We start from the raw sequence: 16,791 nt of genomic DNA, 5'->3' as shown, positions 1-16,791 counted from the left end.
GTACCGCGTTATCCCTTCGTCTTCACGAGGCCCAGCCGGGTTCCGTCGTAGTTCTTGCGCAGCGGCGCCCACCACCATTCGTTCTCCAGATACCACCTGACCGTCTTTTCGATGCCCGTGTCGAAATTTTCCCGTGCCTTCCAGCCCAGTTCCGTTTCGAGCTTGGTGGCGTCGATCGCGTAGCGGGCGTCGTGTCCCGGGCGGTCCTGCACGTAGGAGATGAAGGATTCGTGAGGCTTTCCGGCGGGATGAAGCTCATCCATCAGCGCGCAGATGCGCTTGACGACGTCAATGTTGCGGCGCTCGTTGCGGCCGCCGACATTGTAGGTCTCGCCGATACGGCCCCGCTCCACGATGATATCGAGGGCCCGGGCGTGGTCCTCGACGAAAAGCCAGTCGCGGATATTGGCGCCGTTGCCGTAGACGGGTAGCGGCCGCCCCTCCAGCGCACTGATGATCATCAGCGGAATCAGCTTTTCCGGAAAATGGAAGGGACCGTAATTGTTGGAGCAGTTGGAAACGACGACCGGCAAGCCATAGGTGCGTTCCCACGCCTTGGCGAGATGATCCGAAGCGGCCTTGGAAGCGGAATAGGGCGAGCTCGGATCGTAGGGCGTCACCTCCTCGAACAGCCCCTCGTCGCCGAGCGAGCCGTAAACCTCGTCCGTCGATACGTGCAGGAACCGGAAACCGTCCTTCTCCTCCAACGGCAGCGACTGCCAGTAGGCGCGCGCGCTTTCGAGCATGGTGAAGGTGCCCAGCACGTTGGTCTCGACGAAATCTCGCGCACCGGTGATCGAGCGGTCCACATGGCTTTCCGCGGCAAGGTGCATTACGCGATCCGGCCTGAAGCTCGCGAAAGCCTCGGAGATGGCGCGCCCGTCACAAATATCGTCCTTCAGGAAACGATAGAGCGGATTGCCTTCTACGCTCTTCAGCGACGTCAAGGTGCCGGCATATGTCAGCTTGTCGACATTCAGAACCTCGTAGCCTTTTTCAAGAACCAGATAACGGACCAGCGCCGATCCTATGAAACCTGCTCCGCCCGTGACGAGTACACGCATTTGGCAATCTTCTCCGCTGTCAGCACACATTCAGTGACGCGGCATAAGAAGAGACGCGGTTTCTTTCGTCAAGCTTGACGCGTGTCGCTCCTCTCCGTTTCCGCAGTTTTGCATTGGATATATCACCCCGGCGGCTTCCTCTCAAACGGTTCCCGCAGTCCCTTCCGCGATCCCGCTTTGACTCGGGGAAGATGGCGACCTATGGCTGGGAACGGCCAGATTGCGACGGGATCGACGGACATGAAGACTGACGACGAGCGGCTGCCCACTACGGGCGGCATGAGGACACTCCGTTGACCGACAGGGTGCGCGCGCTCATTGCCCGGCTGCTGCCCGCGCCCAGGCTGCGCGCGGGAGCCACAGGCGGCCCCAGACGGCCCGTGAAGCGAATCATCGTCTTCGGGCGGCATCCGAACCCGACCGCGGATTACTATTTCGCGGCGCGGCTTGCGGCACCGGGAATGCCGGAGCACCGGTTCATCGATATCCGCGACGGCGATCCGGCCGGCATCGACGCGGACGGCACATTCGTCATTCTCTGCCGCTATGCCTCCGCCGCCGCCCTGCGCTGGATCGAGCGGGAAGAGCGGCAACTCGCCGGCGTCGGCCTGTTTCTCGATGATGATATTCCCGCCGTCGTCACCGGGCGCGACGCGGATATCGGCTATCGGCTGTTTCTCGTCTTCCGGGCGCTTCTGCCGCTCAGGCGGCTCAACCGGCATCTCGATATCGTCTGGGCCTCGACGCCCCGCCTCGCGCAACGCCTCGGCGCGGCGAACGCTCGGGTCCTGCCACCTGCCCCGCCCGAAGCCCTGTGGAACATTCCCCACGTCGCCGGCAACCGCGACACCGGCACCGTCATGATCGCCTATCACGCGACAGCCGTCCATGTGGAGGAGCATGCCTTCCTGCAACCCGTCATTCGCGACGTGCTTGCCGCGCGGCCGGACGCGCTCTTCGAAGTATTCGCCGGCGGCAAGGCCGCCGGACGATGGAAGGGCATGGAGCGGGTCACGGTGCGCAGGCCGGTTTCGTGGGCCGCTTATCTCGCGGAAGCCTCGACGCGGCAGATCGATATCATGCTCGTGCCGCTCACGCCATCGCCCGTCAACGATTGCCGCTCCCCGACCAAGCGCATCGATGTGGCCCGCGCCGGCGCCGCCGGCATCTTTTCGGTCTCTCCGGCCTATGGCGAAGCCGGCGCGGACGGGGAAATACTGCTTCGCTACGATCCGGACGCCTGGCGCGCGGCGCTGCTGGAACTGATCGACGATGCGGACAAGCGTGCCGCTGCGGCCTCTGCCACCCGCGAACGCGTCGCTGCGATGACCCGAAGCGCAGAACGGGGTCTCGACCTTTCGCCGCCGCCCTTTCCGTAACCGTATCCCCTTCAAAACATGGAGGAAGGGGTTTATGACGGGTCCATCGAAAAGACGGAATGTGCCATGTCGAAAACCACCCCTGCCACCCGGACGCTCGAAAATGCGGGCGTCGTCTTCGAAACCGTTTCCTACGACTACGATCCGGATGCGCCGCGTGTCGGCCTTCAGGCGGCGGAAGCGATCGGGGAGGAACCGCACCGTGTGCTCAAGACGCTGATGGCGACGGTGGACGGCAAGCCGGTCTGCGCCGTCATTCCTGCCGACCGCGAGGTCAGCATGAAGAAGCTCGCGGCGGCGTTCGGCGGCAAGTCGGCGGCGATGATGAAGCCCGCCGACGCCGAACGGCTGACGGGCTATCATGTGGGCGGTATCAGCCCCTTCGGCCAGAGGAAGACCGTTCCGACGGCCATCGAGATCGCAGCCCTTTCGGAGCCCTATGTCTTCATGAACGGCGGGCAGCGCGGTCTTCAGGTCCGCCTCGACCCGAAGGCGGCGCTTGCCGCGCTCGGGGCGAAGGCGGCACCGCTGATCTCCTGATTTTGCGGGTGGACACCGTCCCCTCAGGCGTTATCCTCCGCCCTTCTCCATAGCCAACGACAGCAGGTTCTTCCATGACATCCGATACAAGCGCCTTCATCGACCCCGTGAAACTGGAAAGACTGGCGACGACCGCCGTCAAGGTCGGGCTGCGGCTGGAAAAGGGGCAGGATCTCGTCATGACGGCACCGATCGGCGCGCTGCCGCTCGTGCGTCTCATCACCCGCGAAGCCTACAAGGCAGGCGCCGGCCTCGTCACCACGTTCTATTCCGACGAGGAAGCCATTCTCGCGCGTTATCGATATGCGCCCGACGAGAGCTTCGACCGCGCCAGCGGCTGGCTCTACGAGGGCATGGCGAAGGCCTTTGCCGGCAATGCGGCGCGGCTTGCCATTTCCGGCGACAATCCGATGATGCTGGCGGGACAGGACCCGGCCAGGGTGGCGCGCGCCAACCGCGCCAATTCCATGTCCTACAAGCCGGCGCTGGAGAAGATCTCCAATTTCGACATCAACTGGAACATCGTCTCCTATCCCAACCCCGCCTGGGCGAAGCAGGTTTTCCCGGACCTGCCGGAAGCCAAGGCCGTCGAAAAGCTGGCGGAGGCGATCTTCGCCGCCTCGCGCGTCGACCGCGACGATCCCGTCGCCGCCTGGGAGGAGCACAACGCCAACCTCAGGAAGAAATCCTCCTGGCTGAACGGCGAGCGTTTCGCGGCGCTGCACTTCACCGGCCCCGGCACCGATCTCACGGTCGGCCTGGCCGACGATCACGAATGGCATGGCGGCGCCTCCACGGCCAAGAACGGCATCACCTGCAATCCCAACATTCCGACCGAGGAAGTGTTCACCACGCCACATGCGCTGCGCGTCGAAGGCACGGTGTCGTCCACCAAGCCGCTGTCACATCAAGGGACGCTGATCGACGACATTCAGGTGCGCTTCGAGGGCGGCCGCATCGTCGAGGCGAAGGCGTCGAAGGGCGAGGAAGTGCTGAACAAGGTGCTCGACACCGACGAGGGCGCGCGGCGTTTGGGCGAAGTGGCGCTGGTGCCGCATTCCTCGCCGATCTCGCAGAGCGGCATCCTGTTCTACAACACGCTGTTCGACGAAAACGCCTCCTGCCACATCGCGCTCGGCCAGTGCTATTCCAAATGCTTCCTGAACGGCGCATCGCTGTCGCAGGCGGAAATCGCGGCCAAGGGCGGCAATTCGAGCCTCATCCACATCGACTGGATGATCGGCTCCGACAAGGTGGATATCGACGGCGTGAAGCCGGACGGCACGCGCGTGCCGGTGTTCCGCAAGGGCGAATGGGCCTGAGAACGATGGAGGACGCCATGACGGCGTCATCAGAGTGCTGACAAACGGTTCATCGCTTTCTTTCGTCATGGTCGGGCTTGCCCGACCATCCACCGCGCCGCTTGCGGCGTGGCCCCTCTGGTTGAGCCCGAGGGTGACGGAAGAGAAAATTGTCAATACACCCCCGGGGCGCCAGGACGGCGCCCTTTTTCATGGCTTAGAACAGGCTGCCCTGATCGGGCGGCGCCTTGCCGGCCTTCGCGGGCCGCTTGCGGGAGGACGGGGGAGCGACAGGCGCCGGAGGCTCCGCCCCCTCCCCCGCTGTCGCCGTGATGCGCCCGTCGACGAATTCGATGGACAGGACCTGCCCTGGAGCGACGAGGGATGCCCGCGCCAGCAGACGCTCGTCCCCGTCGCGGATCACGGCATAGCCGCGCTTCAGCACGTTGCGATAGGAAAGCGATTGCAGCACGCGATCCTGCGCGGCAACGGCCAGCCTGCGATGGGCGAGCGCCGTCGCCACTGCCGTGTCGGCCCGTGCGAACAGGGCCAGCACCTTTTCGCGCTCGCGGCCCGTCTGATTTCGCAGGCGGTTCGGAAAGGCCCGGAACACCGCATCGGCGGCACCGACCCGGCTTCGGCCAGCCAGAACCAGACGCTCGACGATGCGTTCCGCGCGGTTCAGGCGCTCGGCGATGAATTGCCTCTGCTGCACGATCCGCGCGCCCAGCATGTCGGGCCGCAGCCGCGCCGCGGCCTGTTCCAGCGTCCGGCGCTTGGCGATGGCGGTGCGCTCCAGCCCCCGCCCGAGGCCGGTGGCGGCCTCGTCGAAACGACGGCGCGGCAGGGCGAGAAGCTGGTCCAGCGACGGCAGGGCGCGCACGAGACTGCGCACACCCTGCTGGCGGTTCTGCATTTGCCGCGACACGGCGCCTTGCAGGCGGGCGGCAAGACCGGCGATCTGGGCCTCCAGTTCGGCCTTCACCGGCACCGCCATTTCCGCAGCACCCGTCGGCGTCGGCGCGCGAATGTCGGCGGCATGGTCGATCAGCGTCCAGTCCGTTTCATGCCCCACGGCGGAAATCAGCGGGATGCGGCTGGCCGCCGCGGCGCGCACCACGGCCTCGTCGTTGAAGCTCCAGAGGTCTTCGAGACTGCCGCCGCCGCGCGCCACGATCAGCACGTCGGGCCGGGCGATCCCGCCTTCCGGCGTCAGGGCGTTGAAGCCTTCGATGGCGCGAGCCACCTCGTCGCCCGATCCCTCGCCCTGCACCTTCACCGGCCAGACGACGACATGAACCGGAAAACGGTCGGATATGCGATGCAGGATATCGCGAATGACCGCGCCGGTGGGCGACGTCACCACGCCGATGACCATCGGCATGAAGGGCAGCGGCTTCTTCGACGCGGCGTCGAACAGCCCCTCCGCAGCCAGCTTGCGGCGGCGCTCCTCCAGCAGCGCCATCAGCGCGCCGACGCCGGCGGGCTCCAGGCTTTCGATGACGATCTGATATTTGGACGAACCGGGAAAGGTGGTGATCTTGCCGGTCGCGATCACTTCCATGCCTTCCTCGGGGCGGACCTTCAGGCGGCTGAACGTGCCCTTCCAGATGACGGCATCGATGCGGGCCTTGTCGTCCTTCAGCGAGAAATAGGCATGCCCGGAGGAATGCGGGCCGCGATAGCCGGACACCTCGCCGCGCACGCGGACGCGGTCGAACGCCGTCTCGATGGTGCGCTTGATGGAGCCGGAAAGCTCCGAAACGGAGAACTCGGCGAGATTGGTCGGCGAATCGTCGAAAAAGCTGCTCATGGCCGCAAATATCGCATGGCAGATGCAAATTGCAGCGTCTTTTCGCAGCCGATCTGGCGAATTCCTCGGGAAAAGCCGGGCGGGCATAATCGCGCCGCCCGCCCCTGTCCGTTCAATGGGTTGATGCCGGCGTCGTCCGCCCTGCCTGCGGCCAAGGCCATACTTCCCCTGCGACGCAACCCTTCAGGAGCACAGAATGAGCGATCCTTTCCTCAACACCCACCCCTCGCTTTCCGGTCCGGCCACGGCGGGCTTTGCCGTCACGCCATCGGACGGCGCCGAACTGGCGCAGCCGAGCCGCGCCCTTTATGTCGGCGGTGCGGGCGACCTCGCCGTGACGCTGCTGTCCGGCGACAGCGTGAGCCTCGGCGCCGTTCCGGCCGGCAGCCTGCTGCCGCTGCGCGTCAGCCGGGTTCACGCCACCGGCACGACCGCCACGGCAATCGTCGCCCTCATCTGAGGCCATTTCCCGATTTCGAACACCGAAACAAAGCGTTAACCCTTGTCAGGGCCCGTTTTTTTAACGGTTCACGGCTATTCTGACGACAATCAAGAAAACAGGGATATTCGCAATGATCTTCGTCGCAACGTTCGGAATCGGGCTGGCCGCCGGGCTCACACGTTCCATCCTCTCGGTCGTGGCCGCCTCCGTCGCCATTCTCGTGACCTTCGCGCTGGCCGCCACACTGGGCGGCGGTGCCTCCCTCATGGCGCTGCTCGTCGCCATCGGCGGCTACAATGTCGGCCTGATCGCCAACATCTGCGTCCGCATTGCCGGCGAGGAACCGAGCGCCGAAGAAGCGCGCTGATCCGACCCGCATTTCCCGCAACCGCGCGGACCGACCGAAGCGCTCCTTCAGGGATGACGGAGCGCTTCGGTCGTTTCATGCACCTTCAGCCGAACCCGCTGCGCCTACGGCCTGACGCGGAAAAGCTGCAATCCCGCGCCGGCCGTCGTCGGCAGCGGTTCGAGATAGGCCGGAACCCGGCCCGCCGCGAGACCGGCATAGAGCCCGTCGGGCTTGAGAGCGGCGATCTGTCGCGTCTGCGGGTCGTCGGCGCAGAAGGCGACGACCGTGACCCCGGCGCCACGCAGGAAGGCTTCAGCTTCACGCGGTATGGCCAGCCCGATATGCAGTTCGGTAAGCATGCCGGGCTGATTGCGGTGATAGGGTGCCGTCAGGACGCGATGACCGGAAAAACGCAGGATCGACGCTCCAAGATTGGAGGGCGCCGCGACGACGCCCGGCGGCAGGGCCGCGAGGCCGGACAGCGCGTCCTCGCCGTTGCAGCGCCACGCGCCCGCCTCCGCACCGGCAACGGCGGGGGCGACGACCGGCGCGCGGAACCGCTGCACGATGCCGTTGATGCCTTCGCTCGGCAAGGCGCCGCCGAACACCCAGACGGCCGGAACGGACGCGAGCGTCGCGGTCAGGAAGAAGAACCCGGCGGCCATGTTCTCCGGCTCGGCATTCGAAAGCCGGCGGAGTTCCGCGACGAGCAGCGAGAGCGGGAGGATGACGAGCAGGTTGGAAAAGATCGCGCCGCGCACCTGAACCAGCGCGACGGCCCAGGCCGCGAGAATGAGCGCGAACAGGATGGCATGGCCTTCGACGCGATCGCCGAGCAGCACGCGCGACAGCGCAACCGCCATGCCGAAGAAGCCGACCGCATAGAAGCCGCCGGCCGTCGCCGGTTCCGAGCGGATCGTCGCCAGAAACGACTGCGCCTCCGTCACCTTGTTCAGCCACAGGGACACGAGCAGCGGATCGAGATCGGCCAGCGGGCTGCCGAGACATTGCGGCGCCAGAGCCAGCGCGGCCAGAAGGACGATGGCGCCGTTGGCGCCGACGACGGCAAGGCGCCGGCGGATATTCCAGCCGCTGGCATGGCGGGCGGAGACGAACATCAGCGCGCCGCCCAGCGCCGACAGGCCATAGAAGCCGAGCGAAAGGCTGTCGCACGTCACCACGGCATAGCGCGAGGGCGGCACGGTCGCCAGAAACAGGACGGTGACGGAAAGGGCCAGCGACAGGCCGAAGGCGGAAGCAGCCCTTTCGAACGCCTTGCCATGCACGAGCCACAGGCCCGTGACCGCAAGGCAGATGACGGCCAGCAGAGGCGTCGTTTCCGCGCCGATGGCGAGCGCCAGCGCCGCCAGAACGCCGCCGACAGCATAATTGACGGCGCCGTAGCGGCGATCCAACAGCACGGCGGCCAATCCGGCGATCAGGACGAGCTGGAGGTTGTGGTGATCGATGGAGCCGGGCAGGAAGCGGTTGGAGGTCACGACCAGAATGACCGTGAAGCTCATGGCGACGTTCATGGCCCCGGCACCGCCGAGACGGCGGGCGCCGAGCCCGACGCAGCCGATCAGCGGCGGGACGAGCGCCAGCGGCCAGACCGCGAGTGCCGCCGCCTCGGCGGCCGTCCCGTCGAGAAACAGGCCGAAAAACAGGATCAGGCCGGCAATCGGCGCGTCGATCAGGCGCGACCAGTGCATGAGCGTTCCACCCGCCAGCCCGAGGCGATACTGCATCGCATCGAACCAGCCCTGACCGGCGAGAAGATCGCGCACGACGACCAGACGCATCACGTCGTCATTGTCGGCGCCGACATAATCGGTGGCGCCGGGCACGGTCAGCAACAGGACAGTGGAGATCGCGGCCAGGCTGAAAAGCACCGTCATCAGCGACAGGCGGCTCCACCAGAGCCGGTCCTCGCCGGCTATCAGGGAATCGACGCGGCGCGTTCCGGCAGGCAGGTGAAATGCGTTCGTCATGTCCGCAGATTCCTCAGGGTCAGGACATGTTGAATTGGCGCATTCTGCGTCGCGGATTTCGTGTTCGGCGAGGAGGAAAGATGCAGGAAATGCCGATCATTTTCAAATCTTCCCGACGACGTCCGGGCGCGAAATCCGCAACGCCCTTCGGGTTCGAAGTCATGGGCCGGCTGATCGCAGACAATGCTCGACAAGACCATGTGGTCTTGCCTTGCGCGTGTTTGCTTCCATCCAATCCCATGACTTCGAACAGAATGCGTCAATTCAACAGGTCCTGACCCTCATGTTTCCGGCTTACTTTCACGATGTTCGGCGGTCCGAAACCTAGCCTTAACCTGTTCAAGAAATAGTAAAGGCCAGAGAAACGGAATGAATCCGTCGCATGATGATCGAATACCGGGTGGACCCATGACCGAAGCCCCGACCTCGCCGATGAACGGCGATCAGGACATAGCCGTATTGCTGCCGTGCCATAACGAGGCGGCGACGATCGCGGAGGTGGTGCGCGGCTTCCGCGCGGCGCTGCCGCAGGCGCGTATCTACGTCTACGACAACAATTCCACCGACGGCACGGCGCTGGCCGCCGTGATGGCCGGCGCCATCGTCCGCAGCGAACGACGGCAGGGCAAGGGCAATGTCGTGCGGCGCATGTTCGCCGACATTGACGCCGACATCTACGTCATGGCGGACGGCGACGGCACCTATGCGCCGGCCGACGCCGGCAGGCTCGTCGGCGTCCTGATCGCCGAGGGCGCCGACATGGCGGTCGGCACCCGGCGCGGTGTCACGGACGATGCCGGCCGGCAGGGCCATGCCTTCGGCAACCGCGTCTTCAATTCGCTCTACCGCCGCCTGTTCGGCAACGATTTCTCCGATATCTTTTCCGGATACCGCGCCTTTACCCGCGGTTTCGTGAAGAGCTTTCCGGCGATGTCGGACGCTTTCGAGACCGAGACGGAAATGTCCGTGCATGCCTCGCGCCTGAAGCTGCCGGTGGTCGAGATCGAACTCGACTACGGCCGCCGGCCGGAGGGGTCGCAATCCAAGCTCTCGACCTTTCGCGACGGCTGGAAGATCCTGAAGATGTTTATCATGCTGATGAAAGAAACGCGGCCCTTCGCGTTTTTCGCCATGCTCGGCTGGGCCGGCTTCTGCATCGGCCTCGGTTTCGCCATTCCCGTTCTTGCCGAGTTCTTCCGCACCGGCATGGTCAGCCGCATGCCGAGCTGGATCCTGTCGGTGGCGATGATCGGGCTGTCCTTCCTCGCCCTGACGGCGGGCATGATCCTGGATTCGCTGTCGCGCGCCCGCTACGAGCATCTGCGCCTTGCCTATATCGGCCAGTCGGAGGCCAGCCGCGAGCGCCGGCGCGACCGGTACCGCTCCGGGACGAGCGGGAGAAAGGATGCGGCATGAAACGCATCGCGCGCTTCGCAATCGTCGGCGGCGGCGGCTTTCTGGTCGATGCGCTGGTGCTTTCGGCGCTCCTGCATTTCACGCCGGCCGATCCGTTCCTGGCGCGCATCGCGGCAATCGCCGCCGCCATGAGCTTCACCTTCGTCCTGAACCGCAGCTACACCTTCGGGCGTTCCAACCGCCGCATGCTGTCCGAGAGCATCCGCTACGGCACCGTCGGCACGGTGACGGCGCTGTTCAATTACGGATTCTATGCGGCGCTTCTCATCGGCCTTCCGGGATTGCAGCCGCTGGCCGCGCTGGTCTTCGCCTCAGCCGCCGCGATGGGCCTCAGCTTCGTCGGCTATTCCCGCCTTGTCTTCGCCCGGCGGTGAACAACCGACTGCGGCTTATTGCCTAAGGCTTTCTCTTCTTCCAATATGGTGCGAACCATTTCGCGCATCGCTTCAGAAAAACATCGGAGGAAACATGGAACTGCGTCCACTCGGCCGTACAGGCCTTTCGATTGCACCCGTCGTTTTCGGCGGCAACGTCTTCGGCTGGACGGCGGACGAGAAGACCTCGTTTTCCCTTCTCGACGCCTTCTTCGACGCCGGCCTCAACACCATCGACACGGCGGATGTCTATTCCCGCTGGATTGCAGGCCATTCCGGCGGCGAGAGCGAGACGATCATCGGCAAATGGCTGAAATCGGGCCGCGTTTCCCGCGACAAGGCGATCATCGTCACCAAGGTCGGCTCCGACATGGGGCAGGGCCATGTCGACCTTTCGGCACAATGGATCGTCAAGGCGGTCGAGGATTCGCTGAAGCGCCTCCAGACCGACTATATCGATCTCTACCTCTCGCACTGGCCGGACCCGAACACGCCCTATGAGGAAACGCTTGCCGCCTTCGACAGGCTGAAGACGGCCGGCAAGATCCGCGCCATCGGCACCTCCAACCTCGACGCCGCGCAACTCCGGGCGTCGCTGGATGCGGCGAAGGCCGCCGGCCTGCCGCGCTACGACGTCATCCAGCCGGAATACAATCTCGTCAAGCGCGACGCCTTCGAAGGGCCGCTCGCCGCGCTTTGCATCGAGGAAAAGATCGGCGTCATCACCTATTTCAGCCTTGCCGCCGGCTTCCTGACCGGCAAATACAGGACGAAGGACGACGCCGTCGGAAAAGCGCGCGAAAACCGTGTCGCCGCCTATTTCGACGAGCGGGGCGCGAAGGTTCTGGCCGCCCTCGACGAGGCGGCGCGGATCACCGGCGCGACGCATGCCGCCATCGCCATCGCATGGCTGCTGCGCAAGCCGGGCGTCACCGCGCCGATCGCCAGCGCCACCAGCCTTTCGCAGCTTCAAAGCCTGATCGCGGCGGCAAATCTCACCCTGCCCGACGAGGTGGTCGCGCTTCTCGACAAGGCGGGTGAATGATGGCTGTCGTCATTCGCGACGCCACGCCCGCCGACGAGGCCCGCTGGCGGGACCTATGGGCGGCCTATACCGCGTTCTACGGTGTCGACGTGCCGGCGGAGGTCACGGATTCGGTCTGGAGCCGGGTGTTCGACCCGGCATCGCGGCTTTTCCTCAGGGTCGCCGAAGTGGACGGCGCGGTGGAGGGGTTCGCCCTTTGCCACACCCATGAGGGCACATGGGTGAAGGAGCCGCTCTGCTATCTGGAAGACCTGTTCCTCGACGAAAAGCTGCGCGGCAGGGGCATCGGCCGGGCGCTGCTCGACGATCTGGTGGCGCTGTCGAAACGGAACGGCTGGAGCCGCCTTTACTGGCACACCCACAAGAACAACGCCACGGCGCGCAAACTCTACGACCAGTATGTGGCGTGGGACGACCACATCCGCTACCGGATCAGCTTCTGATTCACTCCGCGCAGCGGAAGAAATCGACGAAAGCGCGCAGCGCCGGGCGCATCTGGCGCCGCGACGGATAATAGATGTAGAAGCCGTCGAAGGGCGGGCACCAGTCCTCCAGCACGCGGATCAGGCGGCCGGCCCGGATATCCTCCTCGACGCGCTGTTCGAAGACGAAGGCGAGCCCCGCGCCATCGAGCGCCGCCGCGAGGATCAGGCTCTGGTCGGCGAGGATCAGCGGTCCCTGCACATCGGCCACCAGCACCTTGCCGTCCTTTTCCAGTTCCCAGCGATAGAGCCGGCCGCTGGAAAAGCGGCGTCTTATGCAGCGGTGGCGGGCAAGATCCTGCGGATGTTCGGGTGGCGGATGCTCCGCGAAATAGCCGGGCGAGCCGACCACCGCACCGCGCCGGGGGCCGCTGACGTGCACCGCGATCATGTCCTGCTCAAGGCTTTCGCCAAGCCGCAGGCCCGCATCGTAGCCCTCGGCAACGATATCCTCGAAACGGTCGTCCGTGCTGATGTCGAGCGCGATATCCGGGTAAAGCCGCAGGAATTCGCCGAGCCGCGGCACGATCAGTTCCTCCGCCGCCAGCCGGGGCATGGTGACGGCGAGCCGCCCGGCGGGACGCTGGCGGCGTTCGGCCAGTTCTTCCAGCGTTGAGCCGATATCGGAGAGCGCGGGTCCGAGCGTATCGAGCAGCAGCCTGCCCTCCTCCGTCGGCGCGACGCTGCGGGTGGTGCGGGCCAGCAGCCGCACGCCGAGCCCCTCCTCCAGCGCCGAGACGGCATGACTGACGGCGGAGGGCGCGATGCCGAGTTCGGCCGCCGCCTTCCGGAAACTGCGCGTTTCCGCGACAATGGCGAAGACCGCAAGCTGGGAGAGCTGGTTCCGATGCATTGTTACAACAGATAGAACAGCCATCACTCATTTGCACGGATTATTCTTTCAGTCGCGGAGATCTATGATCTGTCCATCCTCTTCAAGAAAGGCGATCCCATGACCATGAACACCCGTCACCTCGGTTCCGATCTCACCGTTTCAGCCCTCGGCCTCGGCTGCATGGGCATGAGCCATGCCTACGGCCCCTCTTCCGACGAAAGCACCGCCATCGCCACGCTTCACCGTGCCGTCGATCTCGGCATCACGCTGTTCGACACCGCGGAGGTCTACGGCCCCTACAGGAACGAAATCCTCGTCGGCAAGGCGCTGAAGCCGGTGCGCGACAAGGTCGTCATCGCCACCAAGTTCGGCTTCCGCATCGATCCGGACAAGCCCGCCGCCGAGATGATCACCGGCACGGACGGGCGGCCCGAAAACGCGAAAGCCGTCGCCGATGCCTCGCTGAAACGGCTCGATACCGACGTCATCGACCTCTATTATCAGCACCGCGTCGATCCCGCCGTCCCCATCGAGGATACGGTGGGGGCGATGGCCGAACTGGTGCGCGAGGGCAAGGTGAAGGCGCTCGGCCTTTCGGAAGCCAGCGCCGAGACCATCCGCCGCGCGCATGCCATCCACCCCATCGCCGCCGTGCAGAGCGAATATTCACTGTGGAGCCGCGACCCGGAGGAAAACGGCGTGCTGGAAACCTGCCGGGACCTCGGCATCGGCTTCGTGCCGTACAGCCCGCTCGGGCGCGGCGCGCTGACCGGGGCGCTGAAGAGCACAGACACCCTGACCGCGGACGATTTCCGCCGCTCGCTGCCACGCTTCCAGCCGGAGAATTTCGACGCCAATCTGGCGCTGGTCGCGCTGCTGGAAGAGATGGCGCGGGAAAAGGGCGTCGCCCCTGCCCAGCTCGCGCTCGCCTGGGTGCTGGCGCAGGGCGATTTCATCGTGCCCATTCCCGGCGCGAGCAAGGTGCCGCATCTGGAACAAAACGCCGCCGCCGCCGATATCGTGCTCAGCGCGGCGGAAGTGGAGAAGCTCGGCGCACTGCTCGCCCCAGCAAAGGTGGCCGGCGGGCGGCTCAACACCCGCATGGCGGGGATGTCGAACCGGTAAATCCGTCTTCCCGGAAAGCAGAAGGGCCGGCAAGGCCCCGGCTCGTTGACACGTCCTCGACTTCTCTTCTCCGTCACCCTCGGGCTGGACCCGAGGGTCCATGCAGCGGGCGCCGCTGGATGCTCGGGTCAAGCCCGAGCATGACGGAAGAGAGGGGGCTTTCAACAGTGCAGTGAGGGGCCTTTCGGCCCCTCTTTCGTCCCGTTCAGGCGCGCAGCGTGCCGCCAGTGGCCTTGGTGACGCTGGCGACGATCTTGCCGGTCAGCGCCTCGAAATCCTCGTCCGTCAGCGTGCGGTCGGAAGGCTGGATCGTCACTTCGATGGCGATGGACTTGCGGCCTTCGCCGAGGCTTGCGCCCTCGAACACGTCGAAGACGTTGACGCCGGTAATCAGCTTGCGATCCGCGCCCTGCGCCGCGCGCAGCACCGATCCGGCCTCCACGGTCTTTTCCACCACGAAGGCGAAGTCGCGCTTCACCGCCTGGAAGGGCGAAAGCTCCAGCGGCGGCCTGGTGCGCGTCGCCTTCTTCTTCGGCTCCGGCATGGCGTCCACGAAGACCTCGAAGCCGCAGTAGGCGCCGGAAATGTCAAGCGTGGCCAGCGTCTTGGGATGGAATTCGCCGAAATGGCCGAGCACGACCTTCGGGCCCATCTTGATCGTGCCGGAGCGGCCCGGATGATACCATTCCGGCGCACCGGCCTCGATCTGGACATTGCCCATCGGCAGGCCGCAGGCTTCTAGCACGGCGAGCGCATCGGCCTTGGCGTCATAGACGTCAACCGGCTTGCCGCCGCCCTTCGAAGCGTTCGACCACATGCGGCCCGCGCCGGCCAGCGAGGCTGTGCCGCGGCGCACGCCGCCGGCAACGCGGCGCTGGCCTTCGGGCCGGTCGTTCTCATAGGTGCCGGAGACCTCGAAGATCGCCACGTCGCCGTAACCCTTGTCGGCATTGCGGCTGGCCGCCGTCAGCAGGCCGGGCAGCAGCGAGGGGCGCATGTCCGACATGTCCGCGGCGATCGGGTTCGCGAGCTTCAGTTCCGGCGTGCCGCCGCCGAAGAGCTTCGCCTGCTCCTCCGGGATGAAGGACCAGGTGACGGCTTCGAGCATGCCGCGGGCGGCGAGCGCGCGCTTGGCAGTGCGGGTGCGGACCTGAAGCGTGGTCAGGATGCGTGGATGCACCGTGCCGAGCGCCGGCAGCGGTTCCGGCGCGATCTTGTCGACGCCGTGGATGCGCATGACCTCCTCCACGAGATCGGCCTTGCCTTCCACATCCGGACGCCAGGAAGGAACCGAAACCGTCAGCCGTTCGCCGGAACCTTCAACATCGAAGCCGAGACCTTTGAGGATTTCGGCGCTTTCCTCGCCCGAAACCTCAAGCCCGGTCAGGCGTTTGACCTCGGAAACCGGGAAATCGATCCGTTTCGGCTCGTAACCCTTGTAGCCGAACACCCTCGCCTCGGAGGCCGTGCCGCCGCACAGTTCGAGAACGAGTTCGGTGGTGCGCTCCAGGCCGGGCACCATGTATTCAGGATCGACGCCGCGTTCGAAGCGGTAGCGCGCATCGGTGATGATGCCGAGCGAACGGCCGGTGCGGGCGATGTTGATCGGGTCCCACAGCGCCGATTCGATCAGCACATCCGTGGTGTTCTCGTCGCAGCCGGAATGCTCGCCGCCCATGACACCGCCGATGGATTCGACGCCGTTGTCGTCGGCGATGACGACATTGGCCGGGTTGAGCGTATATTCACGCTGGTCCAGCGCGAGGATGGTCTCGCCCTCCCTCGCCCGACGCACCACAAGATCGCCCTTGACCTTGCTGGCGTCGAAGACGTGCATCGGACGGCCCTGATCGAAGGTCATGTAATTGGTGATGTCCACCAGCGCCGAAATCGGGCGCAGACCGATCGAGCGCAGGCGCTGCTGCATCCAGGCGGGCGACGGGCCGTTCTTCAAGCCGCGCACGAGGCGAAGCGCGAAGCCGGGGCACAGACGCTCGTCGTCCAGCACGATCTTCAGGGCGGTCGGCAGGTCGCCTTCCACCGGGAAGGCGGGTGCAGGCCTCGTCCTGAGCCTGCCGAGACCGGAGGCCGCCAGATCGCGGGCAATGCCGTAGACACTGGTGCAATCCGGACGGTTCGGCGTCAGGTTGATCTCGATGACCGGATCGTCGAGACCCGCGTAAGACGCAAAGGACGTGCCGACCGGCGCATCCGCGGGCAGATCGATGATACCGTCATGGTCGTCGGAAATGTCGAGTTCCTTTTCCGAGCACATCATGCCGTGGCTTTCGACGCCGCGGATTTTTCCGACGGAAAGCGTCACGTCGATGCCCGGAACATAGGTGCCCGGACGCGCCAGAGCGCCGACGAGGCCGGCCCGCGCATTCGGCGCACCGCAGACGATCTGCACCGGCTTGCCATCGCCGGCATCCACTGTCAGCACCTTCAGCCGGTCGGCCTCCGGGTGCTTTTCGGCGGTCAGGACTTTGGCGATGACGAAAGGCTTGTAGGCCGCCTTGTCGTCGACATCCTCGACTTCCAGCCCGATGGCCGTCAGCCGTTCGCAGATCTGTTCAAGCGTGGCATCCGTTTCCAGATGCTCCTTCAGCCAGGAGAGCGTGAATTTCATCGAAAT

Annotated in this window: 15 protein-coding genes; 10 read left to right on the top strand and 5 right to left on the bottom strand. The window is 65.4% G+C overall.

The window, feature by feature from the left end:
- Positions 1-8: 8 nt before the first annotated feature.
- Positions 9-1,064, bottom strand: coding sequence for a dTDP-glucose 4,6-dehydratase (rfbB, locus tag NOF55_RS03660; RefSeq protein WP_306409943.1), 1,056 nt, complete (start codon positions 1,062-1,064; stop codon positions 9-11).
- 293 nt (positions 1,065-1,357) lie between these two features.
- Between rfbB and NOF55_RS03655 the strand changes: the two genes are divergently transcribed.
- From NOF55_RS03655 to NOF55_RS03645, 3 genes are all read left to right on the top strand, one after another.
- The gene (locus tag NOF55_RS03655) at positions 1,358-2,443 is read left to right on the top strand and encodes a glycosyltransferase family protein (RefSeq protein ID WP_306409942.1); all 1,086 of its coding nucleotides are present in this window, start codon (positions 1,358-1,360) and stop codon (positions 2,441-2,443) included.
- Positions 2,444-2,509: 66 nt separating this feature from the next.
- Entirely contained in the window at positions 2,510-2,983 is a 474-nt protein-coding gene (ybaK, locus tag NOF55_RS03650; RefSeq protein WP_306409941.1) for a Cys-tRNA(Pro) deacylase, read from the top strand.
- Positions 2,984-3,057: 74 nt separating this feature from the next.
- Positions 3,058-4,305: an aminopeptidase gene (locus NOF55_RS03645; RefSeq protein ID WP_306409940.1), complete on the top strand. Its 1,248-nt coding sequence runs from the start codon at positions 3,058-3,060 to the stop codon at positions 4,303-4,305.
- A gap of 196 nt (positions 4,306-4,501) precedes the next feature.
- On the opposite strand, the gene xseA is transcribed toward NOF55_RS03645, so the two are convergent.
- The gene (gene xseA / locus NOF55_RS03640; RefSeq protein WP_306409939.1) at positions 4,502-6,097 is read right to left on the bottom strand and encodes an exodeoxyribonuclease VII large subunit; all 1,596 of its coding nucleotides are present in this window, start codon (positions 6,095-6,097) and stop codon (positions 4,502-4,504) included.
- A 196-nt stretch (positions 6,098-6,293) separates the two neighbouring features.
- Here xseA and NOF55_RS03635 point away from each other — a divergent pair, with 196 nt between their 5' ends.
- Together NOF55_RS03635 and NOF55_RS03630 are read left to right on the top strand one after the other, a co-directional pair.
- Positions 6,294-6,557, top strand: a complete 264-nt coding sequence (locus NOF55_RS03635) for a spike base protein, RCAP_Rcc01079 family (protein WP_306409938.1) — start codon at positions 6,294-6,296, stop codon at positions 6,555-6,557.
- Positions 6,558-6,669: 112 nt separating this feature from the next.
- The gene (locus NOF55_RS03630) at positions 6,670-6,906 is read left to right on the top strand and encodes a hypothetical protein (protein WP_306409937.1); all 237 of its coding nucleotides are present in this window, start codon (positions 6,670-6,672) and stop codon (positions 6,904-6,906) included.
- 104 nt (positions 6,907-7,010) lie between these two features.
- Here the strand turns inward: NOF55_RS03630 and NOF55_RS03625 are convergent, their stop codons facing one another.
- Entirely contained in the window at positions 7,011-8,879 is a 1,869-nt protein-coding gene (locus NOF55_RS03625) for a hypothetical protein (RefSeq protein WP_306409936.1), read from the bottom strand.
- A gap of 408 nt (positions 8,880-9,287) precedes the next feature.
- On the opposite strand from NOF55_RS03625, the gene NOF55_RS03620 reads away from it, so the two are divergent.
- From NOF55_RS03620 to NOF55_RS03605, 4 genes are all read left to right on the top strand, one after another.
- The gene (locus NOF55_RS03620; RefSeq protein WP_306409935.1) at positions 9,288-10,295 is read left to right on the top strand and encodes a glycosyltransferase; all 1,008 of its coding nucleotides are present in this window, start codon (positions 9,288-9,290) and stop codon (positions 10,293-10,295) included.
- Positions 10,292-10,669, top strand: coding sequence for a GtrA family protein (locus tag NOF55_RS03615; protein ID WP_306409934.1), 378 nt, complete (start codon positions 10,292-10,294; stop codon positions 10,667-10,669). The genes NOF55_RS03620 and NOF55_RS03615 overlap by 4 nt, the downstream gene beginning before the upstream one ends.
- A 94-nt stretch (positions 10,670-10,763) precedes the next feature.
- Entirely contained in the window at positions 10,764-11,714 is a 951-nt protein-coding gene (locus NOF55_RS03610; RefSeq protein ID WP_306409933.1) for an aldo/keto reductase, read from the top strand.
- Complete coding sequence (locus NOF55_RS03605) at positions 11,714-12,157, top strand: GNAT family N-acetyltransferase (protein ID WP_306410192.1); 444 nt, start codon at positions 11,714-11,716, stop codon at positions 12,155-12,157. Before NOF55_RS03610 ends, NOF55_RS03605 begins: the two co-directional genes overlap by 1 nt.
- A 1-nt stretch (position 12,158) precedes the next feature.
- Here NOF55_RS03605 and NOF55_RS03600 read toward each other — a convergent pair whose 3' ends face one another.
- Positions 12,159-13,049 carry a LysR family transcriptional regulator gene (locus tag NOF55_RS03600; RefSeq protein WP_306409932.1) on the bottom strand — a complete coding sequence of 297 codons (891 nt, stop codon included), beginning with the start codon at positions 13,047-13,049 and terminating at the stop codon, positions 12,159-12,161.
- A 105-nt stretch (positions 13,050-13,154) separates the two neighbouring features.
- Here NOF55_RS03600 and NOF55_RS03595 point away from each other — a divergent pair, with 105 nt between their 5' ends.
- The gene (locus NOF55_RS03595) at positions 13,155-14,156 is read left to right on the top strand and encodes an aldo/keto reductase (RefSeq protein WP_306410191.1); all 1,002 of its coding nucleotides are present in this window, start codon (positions 13,155-13,157) and stop codon (positions 14,154-14,156) included.
- A 205-nt stretch (positions 14,157-14,361) separates the two neighbouring features.
- Here the strand turns inward: NOF55_RS03595 and pheT are convergent, their stop codons facing one another.
- Positions 14,362-16,785: a phenylalanine--tRNA ligase subunit beta gene (pheT, locus tag NOF55_RS03590; RefSeq protein WP_306409931.1), complete on the bottom strand. Its 2,424-nt coding sequence runs from the start codon at positions 16,783-16,785 to the stop codon at positions 14,362-14,364.
- Positions 16,786-16,791 lie beyond the last annotated feature (6 nt).

It is taken from the genome of Ectorhizobium quercum, from assembly GCF_026552795.1.
Taxonomy (GTDB): domain Bacteria; phylum Pseudomonadota; class Alphaproteobacteria; order Rhizobiales; family Rhizobiaceae; genus Ectorhizobium; species Ectorhizobium quercum.
This window is presented reverse-complemented; position numbering and strand designations above follow the sequence as displayed.